Source organism: uncultured Veillonella sp. (assembly GCF_934230905.1).
Taxonomy (GTDB): domain Bacteria; phylum Bacillota; class Negativicutes; order Veillonellales; family Veillonellaceae; genus Veillonella.
The window spans coordinates 12,867-34,001 of the sequence record NZ_CAKQFJ010000008.1; the positions used below are offsets into that span (position 1 = coordinate 12,867).

22 protein-coding genes are annotated in these 21,135 nt (G+C 37.2%); all 22 read left to right on the forward strand.

Translation table 11 applies throughout. The features are described 5' to 3' along the window. Window positions 1-99 precede the first annotated feature (99 nt). The 22 genes from Q0E20_RS03115 to lptB all read left to right on the forward strand — a co-directional run bounded on the left by Q0E20_RS03115 (window position 100) and on the right by lptB (window position 21,127). Complete coding sequence (locus Q0E20_RS03115) at window positions 100-2,289, forward strand: outer membrane protein assembly factor (RefSeq protein WP_295996162.1); 2,190 nt, start codon at window positions 100-102, stop codon at window positions 2,287-2,289. A gap of 108 nt (window positions 2,290-2,397) precedes the next feature. Beyond that, window positions 2,398-2,880, forward strand: coding sequence for an OmpH family outer membrane protein (locus tag Q0E20_RS03120; RefSeq protein ID WP_295996165.1), 483 nt, complete (start codon window positions 2,398-2,400; stop codon window positions 2,878-2,880). 36 nt (window positions 2,881-2,916) lie between these two features. Then, entirely contained in the window at window positions 2,917-3,885 is a 969-nt protein-coding gene (locus tag Q0E20_RS03125; RefSeq protein WP_295996174.1) for a hypothetical protein, read from the forward strand. A gap of 10 nt (window positions 3,886-3,895) precedes the next feature. Beyond that, window positions 3,896-4,432 carry a hypothetical protein gene (locus Q0E20_RS03130; RefSeq protein WP_295996350.1) on the forward strand — a complete coding sequence of 179 codons (537 nt, stop codon included), beginning with the start codon at window positions 3,896-3,898 and terminating at the stop codon, window positions 4,430-4,432. A 29-nt stretch (window positions 4,433-4,461) separates the two neighbouring features. After that, entirely contained in the window at window positions 4,462-5,493 is a 1,032-nt protein-coding gene (lpxD, locus tag Q0E20_RS03135; RefSeq protein WP_295996177.1) for a UDP-3-O-(3-hydroxymyristoyl)glucosamine N-acyltransferase, read from the forward strand. 7 nt (window positions 5,494-5,500) lie between these two features. Then, complete coding sequence (locus Q0E20_RS03140) at window positions 5,501-6,403, forward strand: lysophospholipid acyltransferase family protein (RefSeq protein ID WP_295996181.1); 903 nt, start codon at window positions 5,501-5,503, stop codon at window positions 6,401-6,403. Between the two features lie 171 nt (window positions 6,404-6,574). After that, window positions 6,575-7,414: a UDP-3-O-acyl-N-acetylglucosamine deacetylase gene (lpxC, locus tag Q0E20_RS03145; protein ID WP_295996184.1), complete on the forward strand. Its 840-nt coding sequence runs from the start codon at window positions 6,575-6,577 to the stop codon at window positions 7,412-7,414. Then, window positions 7,411-7,836 (forward strand): 3-hydroxyacyl-ACP dehydratase FabZ, encoded by a 426-nt coding sequence (gene fabZ / locus Q0E20_RS03150; RefSeq protein ID WP_005376579.1) that lies wholly within the window; start codon window positions 7,411-7,413, stop codon window positions 7,834-7,836. Before lpxC ends, fabZ begins: the two co-directional genes overlap by 4 nt. Window positions 7,837-7,857: 21 nt before the next feature. Then, window positions 7,858-8,670, forward strand: a complete 813-nt coding sequence (gene lpxA, locus Q0E20_RS03155) for an acyl-ACP--UDP-N-acetylglucosamine O-acyltransferase (protein ID WP_295996187.1) — start codon at window positions 7,858-7,860, stop codon at window positions 8,668-8,670. A 259-nt stretch (window positions 8,671-8,929) separates the two neighbouring features. After that, window positions 8,930-9,766, forward strand: a complete 837-nt coding sequence (locus Q0E20_RS03160; protein WP_295996190.1) for an LpxI family protein — start codon at window positions 8,930-8,932, stop codon at window positions 9,764-9,766. After that, a complete protein-coding gene (gene lpxB, locus Q0E20_RS03165; RefSeq protein WP_295996353.1) occupies window positions 9,766-10,908 on the forward strand; it encodes a lipid-A-disaccharide synthase in 1,143 nt (380 codons plus the stop codon). Before Q0E20_RS03160 ends, lpxB begins: the two co-directional genes overlap by 1 nt. After that, entirely contained in the window at window positions 10,901-12,631 is a 1,731-nt protein-coding gene (locus Q0E20_RS03170; protein WP_295996192.1) for an ABC transporter ATP-binding protein, read from the forward strand. Before lpxB ends, Q0E20_RS03170 begins: the two co-directional genes overlap by 8 nt. Window positions 12,632-12,633: 2 nt before the next feature. Further along, window positions 12,634-13,938, forward strand: a complete 1,305-nt coding sequence (locus Q0E20_RS03175; RefSeq protein ID WP_295996197.1) for a 3-deoxy-D-manno-octulosonic acid transferase — start codon at window positions 12,634-12,636, stop codon at window positions 13,936-13,938. 38 nt (window positions 13,939-13,976) lie between these two features. Continuing rightward, a complete protein-coding gene (lpxK, locus tag Q0E20_RS03180; RefSeq protein ID WP_295996202.1) occupies window positions 13,977-15,089 on the forward strand; it encodes a tetraacyldisaccharide 4'-kinase in 1,113 nt (370 codons plus the stop codon). Between the two features lie 44 nt (window positions 15,090-15,133). Beyond that, the gene (kdsB, locus tag Q0E20_RS03185) at window positions 15,134-15,865 is read left to right on the forward strand and encodes a 3-deoxy-manno-octulosonate cytidylyltransferase (protein WP_295996205.1); all 732 of its coding nucleotides are present in this window, start codon (window positions 15,134-15,136) and stop codon (window positions 15,863-15,865) included. Then, entirely contained in the window at window positions 15,866-16,684 is an 819-nt protein-coding gene (kdsA, locus tag Q0E20_RS03190; RefSeq protein ID WP_295996208.1) for a 3-deoxy-8-phosphooctulonate synthase, read from the forward strand. A 12-nt stretch (window positions 16,685-16,696) separates the two neighbouring features. Then, window positions 16,697-17,668 (forward strand): SIS domain-containing protein, encoded by a 972-nt coding sequence (locus tag Q0E20_RS03195; protein ID WP_295996210.1) that lies wholly within the window; start codon window positions 16,697-16,699, stop codon window positions 17,666-17,668. Then, complete coding sequence (locus Q0E20_RS03200) at window positions 17,668-18,189, forward strand: HAD family hydrolase (RefSeq protein ID WP_295996213.1); 522 nt, start codon at window positions 17,668-17,670, stop codon at window positions 18,187-18,189. The genes Q0E20_RS03195 and Q0E20_RS03200 overlap by 1 nt, the downstream gene beginning before the upstream one ends. A 14-nt stretch (window positions 18,190-18,203) precedes the next feature. Further along, window positions 18,204-19,136: a lysophospholipid acyltransferase family protein gene (locus tag Q0E20_RS03205; protein ID WP_295996217.1), complete on the forward strand. Its 933-nt coding sequence runs from the start codon at window positions 18,204-18,206 to the stop codon at window positions 19,134-19,136. Then, window positions 19,123-19,659, forward strand: coding sequence for an LPS export ABC transporter periplasmic protein LptC (lptC, locus tag Q0E20_RS03210; RefSeq protein WP_295996220.1), 537 nt, complete (start codon window positions 19,123-19,125; stop codon window positions 19,657-19,659). The genes Q0E20_RS03205 and lptC overlap by 14 nt, the downstream gene beginning before the upstream one ends. A 15-nt stretch (window positions 19,660-19,674) precedes the next feature. Next, window positions 19,675-20,394 carry an LptA/OstA family protein gene (locus Q0E20_RS03215; RefSeq protein ID WP_295996223.1) on the forward strand — a complete coding sequence of 240 codons (720 nt, stop codon included), beginning with the start codon at window positions 19,675-19,677 and terminating at the stop codon, window positions 20,392-20,394. Between the two features lie 13 nt (window positions 20,395-20,407). Continuing rightward, a complete protein-coding gene (lptB, locus tag Q0E20_RS03220; RefSeq protein WP_295996225.1) occupies window positions 20,408-21,127 on the forward strand; it encodes an LPS export ABC transporter ATP-binding protein in 720 nt (239 codons plus the stop codon). Window positions 21,128-21,135 lie beyond the last annotated feature (8 nt).

The following is a 21,135-nucleotide window of genomic DNA, read 5'->3' on the forward strand; positions in this document are numbered from 1 at the left end:
TCATAAAATTGAATTATAGTAGTACTAATTCCTAGTATTATATGATATAATAATAAAGATTTAATACTCTTTAAAGAGGGATAATTTTAGGAGGATTTTATGTTAACAAGCAAAGCCTATAAACGTATGCTAGCAGCATCCGTGTTGACTGCCGTTATGGGTACTGGCAGTGTTTTTGCTGCAGATGTACAAACAGGCTATACACCAGATATGAATGCAACTGCTGCTACAGATGCTGCAAATACTGATGATACGACAACAAAAGCTACTGTATACAATGCTAGTAAAGAAAAAGGTGCTAAAACGCAAGATGATACTGATGCGGCTATTTTAGCAGCACGTGGTGATACAACATTATCCAGCGATGGTACGGTAGTACAAGGCTCCGATGGAACTGTGACTGTAAATAATGGAGCATTAAAAACTGATGATAAACAAGTTAAAATGGTTTCCAAAACTACAGCAGGTACAGACTTGGATAAGGTCGCAGAAAATGGTCAAGCTCAAGCTGTAACTTCCATTGAAGCTCAATATGTTACCTCTGTTACTGCCGCGTCTGTGAATCCTTTTGTAGGTAAAACAATTACTGGTTTGTCTATTTCCGGTGTTTCTGCTGAACAAGCTAATCAATTAATGTCGGTATTGTCTGAAAAAGTTGGAGATGCTGTTTCTGTTGATGGCGTATTTAAAGATGTACAAAATATAGGGAATAGTGGCTATTTTACAGAAATCAATCCAATCTTTACATCTGTTCCAGAAGGGGTAAAAATTGATTTTGCTGTTGTAACTAATCCAGTAGTACGTGGTGTTGTATTTGAAGGTAATTCTGTATATACATCCGATGTATTAACTAAATATATGGCAATCCCTGAAGGTCAAATCATGAACTCCGTATATGTAGGACAAAAGGTACAAGGTATCAATGCTGCATATGCTCGTGATGGTTATATGTTAGCTCATGTAGATGGTATTGTTGTCGACGATAATGGTATGCTTCATATTCATATCGTAGAAGGTATTGTTGAGGATATTATACCTGCTGGTAATAAGAAAACTCGTAATAAAGTTATCACTCGTGAGTTTGTACAAAAAGTTGGCAAACCATTCAACAAATTTTTAGTACGTCGTTCTGTAGAACGGGTATATAACTTAGGCTTCTTTGATGATGTCAATGTACGTATGTTGCCAGGTGAAAAAGATCCTAACAATGTAATCATTGAAATTGATGTATTGGAACATAAAACAGGAACGATTACATTAGGTGCTGGCTATTCTAAATCTGATGGCTTGATGGGTATTGTTGAATTTGGTGAAGATAACCTTCGTGGTACAGGTGATAAATTCAAAGTTCACTGGGAAATCGGTGGTAAGAAAAAATATAAAAACTACCAAATTTCTTATTTGAAACCTTGGATTGACCACAGAGGTACTTCTCTTGGATTCTCCTTCTTCAACCGTGAAGATGAATATACTGACTATGATAGCGATGGTAGCGAAGTAGCACAATATAACAAAAAATCCAAAGGCTTTAACATCTCCTTTGGTCGTCAAACAGGCGAATATACACGCGACTACTTAACACTTGAATCTCGTTCCGATAAATACAAATGGGATTCTGATGATAGTTCCGGATTCCGCTATGACAAAGGTGCTGGTCAATCTCCTGCAGGAACATCTGGTAATGGTTGGGATAATAAAACATATGATTTTGCCGGCATGGATTATGTAGGTAAAAACTTTGGTCGCATCAATTCCATTACATGGCAAAAGGTATATGATTCCCGCGATAACATTTATGAACCAACTCGTGGTCGTCGTATTTCCTATACTGCACAATGGGCTGGTCATGGCTTAGGCGGTGACTTTGATTTCTATAAATTCACAGCTGAAATGCGTGCATACAAAAAAATTGGCGCTAAAAATGTATTAGCATTCCGTGCACGTGGTGGCTTCATCCAAGGTGATGCACCTTATAGCCAATTATTCACATTAGGTGGTGCAGATACTTTACGTGGTTATGAAGATGATCAATTCCGTGGTAAAAATATGTACAATGCGACATTGGAATTCCGTTTCCCTATCGTGAAAAAGGTAAGTGGTGTATTGTTTACTGATATTGGTGATGCTTGGGATGCCCCTAACGTACCTTGGTATAAGAATACTAAGAGCTTTAATTATGGCGTTGGTGCTGGTATTCGTATTACAACTCCAATTGGGCCGGTTAAACTCGACTATGGTATTGGTAAAGACAAGAAGAAATTCCACTTTAGTTTTGGTACACAATTCTAATATTGAGCTTTATTATGGTGAAAGCACCTTCTTGAGAGGGGGCTTTCACCAATATCTCTATTATGGCACTCATAGTGCGTAGATTAACAGAAATGAGGAATGTTAATTATGATGAGAATGATGAATAACAAGAAGAATGTGAAGATATTCTCTATTGTTATTGCGGCAATTTTTATTATTGGTATTGGTGCATTAGCATATACACAGATGGCTACACCTGGTACGAGTGCTGCTAGTAATGTAGGCGTTATTGATATGAGTCGTTTGGATAATCCTGAAAACCCTGTATATGTAAAAGCCGCTAAGGAGTTTACTGATTATCGTAGCCAAGTAGCTGCAGATATGCAAGCAAAAGTTGATGCCGCTCAAGATGATGCGACTAAAGCAAAAATAAAACAAGAAGCACAAGCTAATGTAGAAAAGAAAATGGAAGACATGAATAAACAAATGGCTGATCAAACAATGGAAGCGGCTAAAGCTGTTGGTAACGCTAAAGGTTTATCTGTAGTTCTTCCTAAAGACGCAGTTCTTTATGGTGGTGTAGATATTACCGACCAAGTACTTAAAAAACTTGCATCAGATGCAAAATAAGAACGATACGATGGGAATCGGATAAGGGTGAGCAGTATGAAGCTAAATAAGCGGTATATAGGATTATTTCTGTTTTTAGCAGCTGCACTGATTGCTATGTACGTAGGTTATGGATTTGTTACTAATCGCCAATCTTCAGAGGGACCTTCTATTGGGGTAGTACAGATAGATGATGTACTAGAATTTAATCCGTCTTACGAAGATTATAAGTCAGCAAAAACAGAGTTAGAACAATTAAAAGCCCAATATGCTTTAGAACAAGAGGCATTAAACTCTAAGTCTGAATTGCAAGATGAACAACTTAAATCATTGGCTTTAGATACAACTTTGTCGGATGCATTGAATGTTGAACTACAAACGCGTATTGCTACAAAGCAAAATCAGCTTAATGCACAACTAGATGCTAAAAGATCTGAATTGGTAAAAAAGTACATGGATGAACTCAAAGTTTCTAACAAAGGATATGATTTGGAAATTGTAAATTTACAATTACAATTATATGCATTTGATAGTCGTGTTTATATTGATGAGGCGCAAAAGGAAGCTGCTCAAACTCAAAAAGCTGAAATAGAAAGTAGGCTTCAAAGTTTATTAGCTAAACGTAAACCTTCTAATTTTGACTTGGATTCTATACGTGCTAAAGTAGATGCAGAATTAAAACCTATCCGTGATGCAGGGGAACAAGAGCTTAAACATTATGCTGAATCTGTACAAGCTGAACTTGCAAAAAAACGTGATACAATGATGCAAAATCAAGCAAAAGCTATTGTATCAACAAATAATTTGCCAGTTCCTCAAGAGTGGAATGATAGTTGGGCAAAGAAAATATCAGATAAAGAAGCAGAGGTAAGTGCACTTCATGAAGCGATTTTAGAGGATGTGCGAATGCGCGTTGCTGTTATTGCACAGGAACGTCATCTAGACCTTGTTTTAATTGATCATGGTGGAAATATAAAAGGGCTTGATATTACAGATGCCGTTAAAGCATCATATCGAGTTCAGTAAGGAGTTTATGATGAATAAGAAAATGAAATCTTTAGTATTAGGTGCAACGATGATTATGGCATTGCCAATTATTGGTGGTTGTGGTAGTAATACGATTGGTTATGTAGATGCTCAAAAGATTATGACACAAACTTCAAAATCTATTGAAATTAATAAAGAAATTAATGCAAAAGATAAAGAACTTCAAGAAAAAGTTAATGCTGCAGATGAAGCAACTAAAGCTCAAGTGATTAGCGATGCAAAACAAGATTTTAATGCTTTTACAACTGCTAAGAATCAAGAGTTAAAACAATATATTGATCAACAAGTTAATGAATTAGCTAAAGAGAAAAAGTTAGATGTAGTATTGCTTAAAGGTGCTGTTGTTGGTGGTGGCGTAGATGTTACAGATGATTTAATCAACAAAATGGGTAAAGCATCTGATGAAGATATTAAGGCTGCAGAAAATGAAGCAAAACAACAAGAAGCGCAACAAGCCCAACAAGGTGAAGCTCAACAAGGTGATGCACAACAAGCGCAACCTACGGATGCAGGAACCGCACAATAGTTTAGTTAACACTTGGAGGGGACTTAATAGTGGAAAAGACTGTACTGGAGCTATCACAATTAATCGGTGGTAAGGTGATTGGTGATGAATCCTTGGTTATTACAGAAACACGTGGATTTGAACAAGCGGCACCACAATCGATTACATTTGCTATTGGTGAATATGTAGAACATATTAGTTTATGTAAAGCAGGAGCCATTATTTTAGAACATGAAGTGTCTAATGCACCAATGACGCAAATTATTGTAGAAAATGCAAAGGCTGCCTTTGCACAAGTATTGCAACTATTTCATCCGCCTGTTGTTGTACCTCGTGAAATTCATTCTACTGCCATCATTGGTGAAAATGTCACAATTGGTAATAATGTTGCTATTGGAGCATATTGTGTTATTAATGATAATGCAGTAATTGGCGATAATGTTACAATTCGCCCTTATGTTTACGTTGGTCATAATACTCGTATTGGTAATGATTGTGATATCTATGCAGGTGCTATTATTCATGAAAACTGTATACTAGGAAATCGAGTTGTATTACGTGCTAAAGCAGTCATTGGTGGAGAAGGTTTTGGCTTTGCTACGGAAAATGGCGTACACACGCATATTCCTCAAGTGGGTAATGTTATTCTAGAGGATGATGTGGAAATTGGATCTTGCACAACGATTGATAATGCTACCATGGGTTCTACATTAGTTCGAAAAGGAACAAAAATTGATAATCTTGTTCACTTGGGACATAATGTTGAAATTGGTGAAAATTGCTTCCTTATTGCACAAGTTGGTATTGCCGGTAGTACAAAATGCGGCAATAATGTAATTTTTGCAGGACAAACTGGATGTACAGGTCACATTACAATAGGGGATAATGCAAAATTTGCAGGCAAAACTGGCATTACTGGTAACGTACCGGAAAATGCTGTGATGGCAGGATACCCAATGCGTCCTCATAAAGAATGGTTAAAATTATCTGCTTATGAACATCGCTTGCCTGAAATGGTTAAAACAGTGAAACAATTACAGAAGGAAATTGATTCTTTAAAAGCGCAGCTTAAGGAGAGCTAATACGTTTATGTATAGGTTTATGAAGTTGTTTAGTGCATGTATTTGTATGTTGCCGCATAGTTGGCAGTATGCGATAGGTACATTGCTTGGTGAAATCGCATGGATAGCAGTTCCTCCTAAGAGAAAACGACTGGCTATTGGTCAGATTTTATTTTGCAAAATTACTGATGACCCTGTTGAAGCGAAGCGAATTGCTAAGGCTAGTACTACTCGATTTGGCCGTATGATTATCGATGTCTTGCGGTACCCTGAAATTAAAGATGGTGATTATCGAGATATGGTTACCATTACAAATCGAGAGATACTGGATGAAGCTTTAGCTGATGGTAAGGGTGCTATATTAGCAGCCGTTCATAGTGGAAACTGGGAATTGCTTGGCGGTGTGCTTGCTTCAGAAGGCTATCCTCTAATTTCTGTAGCGATGAAGCAAAATGGAGATGCCGATCGGTTTATTAATGAGTATCGTGAGCTAATGCATCAACATGTTATGTATAAAACAAGTGTACGTGATATGGTTAAAGCTTTAAAAAATGGTGCCTTCTTAGGCTTGATTATGGACCAAGACCCTGGTGAAGATGGTGTGTTAGTTCCATTCTTTGGCTATGAAACACTTACGGCTGATGGCCCTGCTGTTTTAGGTCGTATGCAAGAGGTGCCTATTATTTTTGTGACTATACATTATAGTCCTTATAGTGGGAAATATGAAATTGAAGTACACCCACCATTATATGTAGAAAAAACGAATGATAAGAAACGAGATGTAGCTGTAACTACGATTATGCTTAACGAGTGGATTGAAGATTATATTCGTCGCTATCCAGAAGATTGGTTCTGGTTACATAATCGATGGAAATGGACTCGTCGTTATTATAGTGGAAAAATAGATACACCTCCAGATGTATTTCATTAAAATCACATAAATTTATAATCGGTGTTGCAGCTATTTATATAGTTTTGCAATACCGATTTTCTTTATAGAAAGCTGTAAATAGCCTTATATTCTTGTAACAGCTATATAAATAAGGTATAATACAGTATGGTGTATAGTAGACATGGAATTAGATTATGAAAGGACATTCTTATGAGTAAGCCCCAACAAACAATTAAGCAGGCTGTTTCATATAAAGGAATTGGCCTTCATAGCGGAGAACCTGTGACCATGGTTTTTAAGCCGGCACCTGAAAATACAGGAATTATATTTGTGCGCTCAGATCTAGAAGGTAGACCTTCTGTTAAGGCACACATTGATAATGTGACGAACACCATGCGTGCTACTACTTTAGAACAAGGTGAGGCAAAGGTTTTCACTGTTGAGCATGTATTAGCTGCGTTCAGTGCTATGAATATTGATAACTGTTTTATTGAAATGGATTCTCCTGAACCACCTGTTGGTGATGGGAGTAGTGCAGTGTTTGTCGATTTAATACTTCAAGCTGAGATTGTGGAGCAACAAGCAGAGCGGCAAGTATATAAAGTTAAACACAGTCATACGATTTATGATGGCGATAGATTTATACTTATTGTACCTTATGATGGCTATCGTGTTACATTTACATCTATTAATCCGCATCCGTTGCTTGGAACGCAACAATGTGATTTTGATGTAACACCAGAATACTTTGAAGAATACATTGCTTCGGCTAGAACTATTGGTTTTGTGAAAGAAATAGAACAATTGAAATCGATGGGACTAGCAAAGGGGGGGAGTACAGATAATGCACTTGTATATGATGATACAACATGTTTATCTATTCCTCGATTTGATGATGAGTTAGTTCGTCATAAAGCTCTTGATGTAATAGGAGATATGTATTTGCTAGGTCCTATTGAAGGACATATAATTGCACTTAAATCGAGCCATGAACTTAACTCTCGATTGGCTCATAGTATAATGGATGAAATAAGGGAGACACATCAATGATTCTTAATCACGAAGATATTTTAGAAATTTTACCACATCGCTATCCAATGTTATTGGTAGATCGCATTATTGAATTAGAGCCGATGAAACGTGCTGTAGGCATTAAAAATGCTACATTTAATGAATTGTTTTTCCAAGGCCATTTCCCTGGAAATCCTGTTATGCCAGGTGTACTCTTAACAGAAGCAATTGCTCAAGTTGGTGGAATTGCATTGCTATATCCTGAAGAAAATCGTGGATTAACACCAATGTTTACAGGTATTGATAAAGTACGTTTTCGTCATCCTGTTAAACCTGGTGATGTTGTACGCATGGAAGTTGATATTGTAAAAATTAAAGGCCGTATGGGCAAAGTGGAAGGTCGCGCTTATGTAGGTGATAAGCTTTGTGCTAGCGGTGAATACATGTTTGCCCTTGTATAATAGAATTAAGGAGTGATTGTAGTGATAGTTGTAGGCATGGAAAATGCGGAATCCAACATCCATAACACGGCCATAGTGCATCCGAATGCTAAACTGGGTAAAGATGTTGTCATTGGACCTGGTGCCGTCATTGGGGAAAATGTAGAAATAGGGGAGGGCACTCAGATTGGTGCCAATGTTATTATTGGTGGTTGGACAACCATTGGTAAGCGTTGTGAAATCTATCCTGGTGCATCTGTTGGTTTGGAACCGCAGGATTTAAAATTTAAAGGTGAAAAAAGTTATTGCTATATTGGTGACGAAACTGTTATTCGTGAATGCGTTACCATTAGTCGTGCAACTGGAGAAGGTGAAGAAACGCGAATAGGTAATAACTGTTTATTACAAGCTTGTACTCATGTCGCTCATAACTGTATTGTTGGAAATAATGTAATTATGAGTAACTGTGCTGGCTTAGCTGGTCATGCTATTGTTGAGGATCGAGTTGTTATAGGTGGACTTGCTGGAGTTCATCAATTTGTAAAAATTGGTCGAAATGCGATGGTTGGCGGTATGGCTAAAGTGGTTCAAGATATTCCACCATATGTTATTGCTGATGGTCAACCGGCCCGTGTTATTGGATTGAATTCGGTAGGGCTGTCTCGAGCTGGTATTTCGGAAGAGGTTCGTCGTAGCTTAAAACAAGCTTTCCGTATTATTTATCGTTCTGGTTTTAGTTTATCTAGAGCTATTGAAGAAATGGAAATGCAATTAGATTCTTCCGTTGAAATCGAAAACTTATTACGATTTTTGCGTAATGCTGATCGAGGTATTATGCGTACGCGTCGTGATTAATAAGAAACTCTACATTATGTTTATATAATGTAGAGTTTTTTTTGTAATTTTAAACTCTTTTTAGAGCTTTTTAACGATAGGGAAAATATAGATAAAGACTGGATTTTTTATGGTTAGAAAAGCATTGAAATAATAGTAAAAATAGGTGAATTATAGTACAATATAATGTATATGAGTATGTCTTGAAAGGTGTACTCACAATACATAATTTAGAAAAATTATTGTGGACCGTTTTCGGCTTCACATAGGAGGTATAGTCGTGGCAAAGGTAGGTTTAATTGCAGGTATTGGCGTTTTACCTGTTGAGTTCATGCGTGCTGCTCATATGTTGGGGCATCAAGTGGTAGTCATCGGTGTTGTGCCTGATACAGATCCAATATTAGAGAAAGAGGCAGATGCTTTTTATTCTATTGGCGTAGCCAAATTAGGTAAAATCTTTAAAACCTTAAAAAAAGAAGGTGTTACGGAATTAACAATGCTTGGTAAGGTGACTAAAGAGCTATTGTATAAAGGGTTATCTTTTCCAGATTTAAAAACACTAGGTGTACTTAAACGTTTAAAGAACCGTAAAGATGATACAATTATGCTCGCTATTGTTAATGAAATTGAAAATGAGGGATTTTCTGTTTTAGATCAAACTGTATATTTAAAGCCTTTTATGCCTAAGGTAGGGGTATTGACAAAACAACAACCTACAGACGAACAGTGGCAAGATATATGCTTTGGTTTTGAATTGGCTAAACAAATGGGCAAGCTTGATATTGGTCAAACTGTAGTAGTAAAGCATAAAGCAGCAATGGCGATTGAAGCTATTGAAGGAACTGATAAATGCATATTGCGCGGTGGTGAACTGGGTAGAGGTGAGGCTGTAGTTGTTAAGACTGAAAAACCAAATCAAGATGTTCGCTTTGATGTGCCTGCTGTAGGTATTAAGACATTAATGTCCATGATTGATAGTGGTTGTGATGTTTTGGCTGTAGAGGCTGAAAAGACAATATTTGTACAACAAGAAGATGTACTAGAAATGGCTAATCGCCATAATATTATTATTTGTGCTGTAGATCAAGCATTTGTAGATGCTAGAAAGGAACTATGATGAAAATTATGTTTTCTGCTGGCGAAGCGTCTGGAGATACACATGGCGCTAGCGTGGCCAAAGCGCTTTTACAAATAGATTCCAATATAGAAATGTTCGGTATGGGTGGCACCTTGATGGAACAAGCTGGCGTTCGTATCGTATATGATATCAAAAATCTCGGCGTTATTGGCATCGTAGAAATCATAAAATCATTGCCAAAGTTCTTTAAATTACGATCTTATTTAAAAGAGATTATGGTGAAAGAAAAACCAGATGTATTGGTATGCATTGATTATCCTGGTTTTAATATGAAATTAGCTGAGGTAGCGCATCAGTTGGGAATCCCTGTATTATATTACATTGCCCCTACCATCTGGGCCTGGCATAGTAGTCGTGGTAAGACCATTAAGAAGTTTGTTACAAAGGTTGCTTCTATTTTTCCGTTTGAAGCGGAAGCCTATCGCAAATTTAACTGTGATGTAGAATTTGTAGGTCATCCATTAGTGGATATTGTTCATCCATCGATGACAAAGGATGAAGCGATGGAGTATTTTGGAGCTCGACGAGATGCAAAGCGTATTTTATTGATGCCAGGTAGCCGAAAGCAAGAAGTGTTATCACTTTTGGATGTAATGCTTGAAAGTGGAGAACGTTTATTACAATCTCACGAAGATATACAGTTCTTTTTACCGCGAGCTCATACGATTGACCGCAGTGAATTAGAAAGTTTTATAAAGGAACGTAAGATTCCTGTAACAATTACAGAGGACCACACCTATGATTTGATGCAAATCTGTGATGTATGTTTAGCAGCATCGGGAACTGCTACATTAGAAACGGCAATAATGGAGTTACCGACTGTATTACTGTATAAGGTTTCACCTATTACGTATGGAATAGGTAAAATGGTAGTCAATCTTACTCATGTTGGATTACCTAATATTGTGGCCAATAAGGAGGTTATTCCCGAGTTGCTTCAAGATGATGTTTCTGTAGATGCTATAGTGAATACTGTATTACCGCTATTAGATGATTTACAAGTTAATCAACGTATGCGCGCTGAATTGCGTGACGTTAAAGACAAACTAGGTGAGCCTGGCGCTGTTAATCGTGTGGCTCAATTGATTTATGACCTAGGTAAGGAGAATTTTAATGAATAGTTACTCACGCTTGTTATATTTTGTGAGACCCTATTATAAACGGATGATTTTTGCTGTATTTTGCATGATTGTAGCAGCTGCAGCATATCTAGTAGTGCCATGGCTTATCAAAAATGTCGTAGACCAAGTCTTACAAGATAAAAATATGTTTATGCTCAATCTCATCGTTGGGGCCATCATTTTGATCTTTTTAATTCGTGGATTTGCAACATATGGGCAAACATATAATATGTCTTATATTGGACAACGAGTTATTATTGATGTACGAGAAGCAATTTTTAAGCATTTACAACGATTATCTTTGTCATATTTTGACCGTCGTAAAACGGGCGTTATTATGAGTAATCTTACTAATGATGTGGCTGCTTTACAATCTGCTGTAGTTGATAATCTAATCTCCTTTATTACTGAGTCTGTTACTTTAATTGGTTCCTTAGTATCGATGCTATTAATCGACTGGAAATTAACACTTGTTACGTTTATTACGGTACCTATGGTACTGATTATCATTAATGTATTTGGCAAAAAATTACGATTAGCGGGTCATGATGTACAAGGTCGTATTGCAGATATTACAGCTCTTTTACAAGAAGTAATTTCTGCTATTCGCGTAGTAAAATCATTCGCTCGTGAAGGATTTGAGATTAAGCGCTTTGAGGTAGAGAATCAAAATAACTTTAAGGCAGTGATTAAAGCTACTAAATTGACGAGTTTGTTAAGCCCTATGGTTGAGTTTTCTGCAGCCATTGCAGTAGCCGTTATCCTCTGGTATGGTGGTTACTCTGTAGTTACCGGGACGATTACAGCGGGCTCGTTAATTGCATTCTTGATTTATGCGATTAACTTATCAAATCCTGTTAAGCGTTTGAGTCAAGTATATGGTAATATTCAAAAAGCGTTGGCTGCAGCTGATCGAGTATTTGAGATTTTAGATACTAAAGCAGATGTTGTGGAAAAAGAATCTGCTATAGAATTACCGGCTATTAAAGGTGATGTGAATTTCAATCATGTTAGTTTCTCTTATGATAGTGAAAAAATGGCTTTATGTGATTTTAACTTATCGGTTAAAGCTGGTGAAAGTGTAGCATTGGTAGGTCCATCTGGTGCTGGTAAGACTACATTGGCTAATTTATTACCTCGGTTTTATGATGTTACGAGTGGATCTATCACTATTGATGGCACAGACATTAAAGATGTAACTTTTAAGTCCTTACGAAATCAGATTGGTTTAGTGCCTCAGGAAACTGTTCTATTTAATGCTTCCATAAAAGAAAATATTCTATATGGTCGTTTAGATGCTAGTGATGAAGAAATTTACGAAGCTGCTAAAGCTGCTAATGTACTGGAATTTGTTGATAAGATGCCTGATGGTCTTAATACTATTGTAGGTGAACGGGGTAGTTCTCTATCAGGTGGACAACGTCAACGCGTTGCTATTGCACGAGCTATTTTAAAAAATCCTAAAATTTTAATTCTTGATGAAGCTACATCTGCTCTTGATACAGAAAGTGAAAAGCTTGTACAAGAAGCATTAGATCGTTTAATGGAAGGCCGTACAGCATTTGTAATTGCTCATCGGTTGAGCACTGTACAAAATGCACATCAAATTGTCGTCTTAAATCAAGGTAAATTGGTTGAGAAGGGAACTCACCAAGAACTACTAGCATTGGAAAATGGTTTGTACAATCATCTTTATTCCGTTCAATTCTCTAAAAAAGGATAAACATGTATTGGATATATAATGTATTGCTCATATTTTATTGGATTGGCCTTATACCGGTTATCCTGTATCGTCTTGCTTTTGAAGATGGTTTTTATGAGCGTATAAAACAAAGTGCAGGATATATGCCTGCTACGTTATTAAAAAAAATAGAAGGTCGTCGAGCTATATGGATTCATGCTGCATCTGTAGGGGAGATTGTTGCAACGAGTCCTCTTGTCAAAGAGATTAAACGAGAGTTTCCAGAAGCGGTTGTTGTTGTTTCTGTTGTTACTGCAACAGGTCATGCGATGGCGCATCGTATCATTCCGGAAGCAGAAGGTATTATTTTCTTCCCATTAGATTTACCATATCTTACTCGAAAGATTTTGCAGGTTATAAAACCAATTTCGATTTTACTTGTAGAGACTGAAATTTGGCCTAATTTTTTGCGCATAGCAGAATCTGAAAAAATTCCTGTTATGATGGTAAATGGTCGGATTTCAGATCGTAGTATGAAGCGCTATCGTTATATTAGTGCTTTCACGCGAGAAATGCTGAGCTCTATTGAGCGATTCTGCATGCAATCTAGTTTCGATGCAGAATATATTGCACGTCTTGGCGCAGATTCTAATGATATAACTGTTACGGGAAATATGAAGTATGATCAAACGTATGCCACTGTATCTGATGAAGAGAAACAAGAATTGTTAGATGAATTTGGCTTTGGATATAATCATCCTATTATTGTTGCAGGCAGTACGCATAAAGGTGAGGAAGAAGCTGTTTTTGAGTCATTTAAACAAGTCTTATTAAAGTATCCTAATGCAAGATTACTTATTGCTCCTCGAGAAATATATAGAGGTCATGATGTACAAGCATTAGCAAAGCGTTACGGGTTAGAAGCAATTTGCCGTAGTGATATGACTGAACCAGTTCATAAAGAGATTCCTGTTGTAGTTCTTGATACTATTGGTGAACTTGGTCGTTTATATAGTTTAGGAGATATTATTTTTGTTGGTGGCTCTCTTGTAAAAACTGGTGGCCATAATATTCTTGAGCCTGCTGCTCATGGTAAACCGATTATTGTGGGGCCTTATATGTTTAATTTTAAAGAGATTTTTAGTCTTTTATATTCAAGAAATGCTTGCGAGCAAATTAAAAATCAAAAAGGATTAAGCGAGATGATTTTACATCTATGTAAACATCCTGAATTAGCAGATAAAATGGGACAAAATTGTTTAGATATTATCAGTGAAAATCGCGGTGCAACAAGACGTAATACACAAGAATTACGACAATTATTTGAATCGCATCATATTGTTCCTTAGGAAACGTTATATTGTCGATATGGAGGGCGATACCTACTATGAATGGTGAAGATATTTTTAAGCACATTGTCAGTGGTGAAGATCAGTCTATTCTTGGTGATGCTGTACGATCTGGGTTATCGCTACTGAGTAAGGGCTATAAAAAAGTAGTTACAATGCGTAATTCAAAGTTTGATACTAACAAAGGCGTTGTGAGGGTATCAGTTCCTGTCATTAGTGTAGGGAATATAGCGGCCGGTGGAACGGGAAAAACTCCAATGGTTAGATTTATATGCGATATTTTAGGGCAAAAAGGGTTTCATCCAACCGTACTGAGTCGTGGATATAGAGCTAAAGATAATAGTCATAATACAATAATCTCTCAAAATGGATCTATTTTGGTCGAACCCGAGGAGAGTGGCGATGAGGCTTGGTTGCTAGCTAAGGTGTTGCCAAAGTCTAGTGTAATTATTGGTCGTAATCGTATAGAATCTGCACATATAGCTATTGATGAGTTACGTGCTGATTATCTTGTTATGGATGATGGATTTCAACATCGAGCGTTATATCGTGATAAAGATATAGTATTAATTGATGCTTCTAACCCTTTTGGGTATGAATATGTATTGCCTAGGGGATTATTGCGTGAGCCTATTGAAGGTCTTGAGAGAGCACATATAATTGTGCTTACAAAAGTGGATCAAGTTGATCCAGGAGTTGTCGCTGCACTTAGAAAACGGCTAGCACGTATGCTGCCACAAAAACCTGTATATGAAACCATTCATAAACCTCGTGCGGTGTACACTCTTGAGGAATGGGCAGATGGTGCTGAAGGAAATGCTGTAGGACTTGATAGTGATTTGCCTATGATGGCTGTCAGTGGTATTGGCAATCCGCAATCATTTACAAAAACGTTAGAAGGTTGTGGTTACAATATAGTACATACAATGGGATTTGGTGATCATCATGATTTTTCTGATGATGATGTAGTAGAAATTTGGAAACAAGCTTTTGCTCATCAAGCTAAAGCGATTATAATTACTGAAAAAGATGCTGTTAAATTGAGTCAGTTGCATACAATAGAAGACTTGAGAATACCGATTCTAGTGCTATCCATAGGTATTGAATTTATTTCTGGGAAACAGGAATTCATAGAAAATTTAGAGATTTAGTGTATAATAATAAGATACGCAAATAAAAGAAATGGGGTTTTATTGTGAATATTGGTTGTGTGATTCCAGCTCGATTTGGTTCTACGAGATTGCCTGGAAAACCATTGGCGGACATCGCTGGTAAGCCTATGATTCAACGCGTATACGAACGTGTAACACATGCAAAAAAACCACAAATATGTATTGTGGCTACTGATGATCAACGAGTGTATGAGGCAGTACAGTCTTTTGGTGGTACTGTTGTTATGACTAATGCTAATCATCCGACTGGAACGGATCGTTTGGCCGAAGTAGCACAACAGTATACTAATTTAGAGGTTATCATCAATGTACAAGGTGATGAACCCATGATTGATGCTAATTTAATTGACCAATTAGCTGAACTTTTTGAAGATGACAATCATCTACAAATGGCTACTGTAGCAACACCTTTATTAGAAGAAGAATACGATGATTCTTCTGCAGTAAAGGTCATTCTTAATAAACGAAATGATGCGATGTATTTTTCTCGCTCTTTAATTCCGTATCCTCGTCATGATTTTGTAAATGCTCCTTTAAAGCATATTGGAATTTATGCATATCGTCGTCAATTTCTCTTAGACTATGCAAAAATGGTACCTACTGCAGCAGAGCAAACTGAATCATTGGAACAATTGAGAGCTTTGGAAAATGGGTTTTCTATTCGTGTCATTACTACAAATAAACGATTTATTGGTGTTGATACACCAGAAGACTTAGCTCGAGTAAATGCAATATTCGAGCAAGAGGAGAAATAAATGAAAACAGTGAATGTTGGTAATATGACAATTGGTGGTGGCAAGGGCCTGTTTGTATTAGCTGGCCCGTGTGTCATTGAAGACTATGATCGCACATTAGCTATTGGTAAAGAAGCAAAAGCAATATGTGAGCGTCTTGGTGTGCCCTATGTATTTAAAGCATCTTTTGATAAAGCTAATCGCTCTAGTTTTAATTCATTTCGTGGCCCTGGTCTTGAAGAAGGGTTGAAGATGTTAGCATCTATAAAAAAAGAATTAAATGTACCTGTAGTCAGTGATATTCATTCTATTGAACAAATAGAACCTGCAGCTGAAGTTTTAGATATTCTTCAAATACCTGCATTTTTGTGTCGCCAAACAGATCTAGTTTATGGAGCCGCAAAAACAGGGAAATGTGTGAATGTAAAAAAAGGTCAATTCATGGCACCTAAAGATATGGAAAACGTTCTTAATAAAATGAAGGAATCTGGCAATGAAAACCTTATGCTCACAGAACGAGGCTTTAGTTTTGGTTACAATAATCTTGTTGTTGATATGAGATCGTTTCCTATTATGAGGTCTTTTGATTATCCAGTTATTTTTGATGCTACGCATAGTGTTCAATTACCGGGTGGGGCTGGTACAAAATCTAGTGGCAATCGTGAGTTTGTACCAAATTTGGCACGTGCTGCTGTTGCTAGTGGTGTAGATGGCTTATTCTTTGAAGTACATGATAATCCTGAAGAAGCACTTTCGGACGGTCCAAATATGGTATATTTAAGTCAATTCGAAGATTTATTAAGAGATTTGGTAGCTATTGATAAAATCGTAAAACGATAAGGGGCGATAGTATTGGATATTTTAGAACAGGCAGCTCAAGTGCTTCATGAAGAAGCACAAGCAATAGAACAGTTAATAACGACATTAGATCAAAATTTTGTAAATGCTGTTAACATGATTCTTGCATGTAAAGGACGTGTGGTATGTACTGGCATGGGGAAGTCTGGTCATATTGGCCGTAAGATTGCTGCTACATTAGCAAGTACGGGGACACCGGCATTGTTTATGCACCCAGGGGAAGGGGTACATGGTGACCTAGGTATGATTACTGAAGATGATGTGGTACTTGCCTTTTCTAATAGTGGGGAAACTGGAGAAATTATTAGTATTTTGCCTTCCTTGCGACGTATTGGTGCTAAATTAATATGTGTCGTAGGCAAGCCTGAGTCTACATTAGCTAAAAACTCTGATGTCGTATTGTTGGCACAAGTTGCACGAGAAGCATGTCCTCTCGGTTTGGCACCAACTACAAGTACGACTGTTGCATTGGCGTTAGGTGATGCATTAGCCGTATGTTTGTTAGAACGCCATCACTTTACACCAGAAAATTTTGCTGTATTTCATCCAGGTGGATCGCTTGGTAGACGTTTATTGTTAACTGTTGAAAATATTATGCATGGTGGTGATGATAATCCGATTGTATACAAAGGAGCCACTGTTCGTGATGCACTTTTTGTAATGACAGAAAAAGGATTAGGAGCTACTAGTGTTATTGATGAAGAAGGTCACTTGATTGGTCTTGTAACAGATGGTGATGTCCGTAGAGGTCTTGATTCTGGTAGTAATTTTTTAGAGTGGCCCGTTGAAGATATGATGACTAGCATGCCAAGAACTATTACAAAAGATAAATTGGCTGCTGAGGCATTACATGTGATGGAAAAAAATCAACCACGCCCTATTACTGTTTTACCTGTAGTAGATGAAGAAGGCCATGCAATGGGTATTGTTCATATTACAGATTTGCTTCGTCGAGGCATCGTATAATGAATATTAAGTGGATTATTCTTGATGTAGATGGCGTATTAACCGATGGAAAATTAATCTATACTTCAGCTGGTGAAGAAATTAAAGAGTTTTCTGCTAGAGATGGGTTAGGGTTAGCCGCAGCTCATAAAGCTGGGATTTCACTTGGCATTATAACAGCTCGTACATCACCTATGGTAGAGCGGCGTGCTAAAGAGTTGAAATTCGATGCCTTATTGATGGGACATGCTAATAAAACAGAGGCTTTGCATTCTTTATGTAAACGTCATAGTATTACGTTAGAACATATTGCTTATATGGGCGATGATTTAAATGATTTAGGGGCTTTATCTCTTGTGGGGTTACCTATGGCTCCTCATAATGCCGTACCTGAGGTTAAAAATTTAGCTCAATTTGTGTCAAAGCATGATGGCGGTTCTGGTGCAGTACGCGATGCTGTTGAATATATTTTAAAAACTCAAAATATGTGGAATTCAATTGTAAAAGACTATGCTGTGGAGGCTCATAACCATGGTCAATAAAGGAGGTGAGCAAAATGAATAATGAATGGCAATACCATGTAGTTAAAGGTATTAGTTGGCTTGTATGTCGACTGCCGTATAAGCTCATTTTGCTCATAGGTGCTAGCCTAGGACCGCTGTATGGGGTCATTGCAAAAAAGCAAAAGCTGAGAGGTATTAAAAATATAAAAATTGGGATGAATATGAATGACAAACAGGCAGAGGAATTGATTGAAAAACTTTTTAAAAATCTCGGCCGTAGCGTCATGGAAATATTGTATATGCCTAATTTGACAAAGGAATTCATCAATAAGCATATTGAAATGCGTGGCATTGAGCATTTGGATAATGCTATTAAAGAAGATAAAGGTGTCATAGTTCTTACTGGTCATATAGGAAATTGGGAATGGATGGGGGCTGCTTTGGCTTCTCATGGCTATCCATCTACAACAATCGTCAAAAAGCAACCTAATGCACAGTTTACACGCTTCATGAATGAGTATCGTGAGATGGTTGGTCTCGATGTATTTGCTAGTGGTGGTAATGAAATAGTTTCTGCTGCTAAAGCTTTAAAGAAGAAAAAATTATTGGGATTCTTAGCCGACCAAGATGGTTATATTCATGGATTACCTGTGCCGTTTTTAGGCCAGCCATCTTCTGCTGTTGTGGGACCTGCTACATTTGCAAAGAAATTTGGCGCTCCTGTAGTTCCAATTTTTGCATCTAGAAAGCCTGAAGGGGGACATATTGTTCATATATTGCCACCATTACATTATAAACATAGTGGTGATGATGATGTAGATATGTATATGCTTACAGAAGAGTGTGTTCGCGTAACAGAAGATTTTATTCGTGAGCATCCAGATGAGTGGATTTGGTTTCAACATCGTTGGATGACAAAGATGAGCGAAATCGTTGATTATGATGTAAAACTAGAGATTCGGGAGAGAGCACATGAAAAACAATAAAAAATTAATCGCTATTGTCGTGGCTGTCGTCATTGCTCTAGTTGGATTAATCGCATTTATACTACATGATTCTGGAGACTCATCTTCTAAAGGTTCTGGATCTGGTCAGTTGGTTAATTTCCAAGGTGCTGAGCTTCAAGAAGAGAAGGATGGTAAATTAGTATGGGCCTTATCAGCAGAGAAAATAGAGTATGATCCACGTTCAAAATCAATTGTACTGACTAACTTAAAAGGTCTTTTCTATCAAGATGATGTGACTACTACGATTATGGCACCACATGCCGTATTATCCGGTGATCATAGTTCACTTGATATTGATGGTGGTGTTACCGCTACCAATACAGAGGGGGCTAACTTTAAAACGGATGCGTTGCATTTTGATAATAAGACTAAGATATTTACATCAAAAACAGCTTTTACCTATGATTCAAAAGATATTACGCTAGTTGGTGACAAGTTAGAAGGTAATATGTCTTTGAAGCAAATTAAAGCAATTGGTCATGCTAAATTGACGAAAAAGTAAAGTTGAGGAATTGCAATGAATAAGAAAAAATATATGGGATTAGCTGTAATCTCAGCAATGATGATGTTATCTGTTACAGCTTGGGCTGCTAATGAAGGTCCATTGACAATTAGTGCAGATACACTATCTTATGATGGTAATACAGGCCGTGCAGAAGCCTCTGGCAATGTTGTTATTACACAACAAGATAAGACCATGACTGGTGCAAATGGTTGGTATAATACTAAAACTCGTGAAGCTGCCTTAGAGGGTGGTGTTTCCATGATTGGTAATAATATGGCTATGTCTGCGCAATCTGTACATAGTGTAAATGACAATCAGTTTAGCGCTGAAGGTGATGTTCATTTACAACGTGATGATCGTCAAATCTTTGGTGATTCTGTTGAGTATAATTCTGATACAGAATATGGTAAAGTATCGGGAAATGCAAAATTAATTGCTCAAGGTACTACATTGACTGGCAATCAAGTAGAGGGCTGGTTGAAAGAAATTCGTGCTGTAGCACAAGGTGATGTAACATTTAATAATCCAGAAAAAAATGTGTCTGGTTCGGCAGATCGTGCAACTTATACACAAACACCAAATCAAAATGATGGAATTGTATTGCTTACTGGATCAGCCCATGCTGTTCAGAATGGTAATGTATTGAATGCTCCTGAGTTAAAATTGTACTTAAAGGATAACTCTGCGGAAACATTAGGCGGACGCAGTACATTAATTATCACACCAAACTAATAAGGATTTATGTATGTATATAGAAACTAAGAACCTAGTCAAAACATTTAATGGTAGGAATGTAGTAGATGGTGTTAGTCTTCACGTTGAAAAAGGGCAAGTCGTTGGTTTATTGGGACCTAATGGGGCCGGTAAGACTACATCATTCTATATGATTGTAGGCATTGAAAAACCGACGACAGGGATTATCACAGTTGATGGTAAGGATATCACAATGCTTCCAATGTATAAGCGGGCTGCTGAGGGGATTGGATATTTACCGCAAGAGGCATCGATTTTTAGATCTATGACTGTTGAGGAAAATATTCGGGCCATGTTGGAAACAACAAATAAAAGCAGTGATGAAATAGATCAGATTGTGAACTCTTTGATTGAGGAGTTTAATATTGGCCATGTTCGGGAACGCAAAGGAATGCAATTATCAGGTGGTGAACGTCGTCGTGTTGAAATTGCACGTTGTTTAGCATTAGAACCTAATTTTATTTTGCTTGATGAACCGTTTGCTGGGGTTGATCCTATTGCAGTAGCTGATATTCAACAAATTATTCTACAAGTTAAAAACAGAGGCATCGGTATTCTTATAACCGACCACAATGTACGAGAAACATTGGGGATTGTTGATAAGGCATATATATTAAGTACAGGTAAAATACTATTAGAAGGTACACCGGAGGAAATTGCCAATAATCCAATCGCTCGTGAACATTATTTAGGAAATAATTTTAAACTATAGGAGGGACG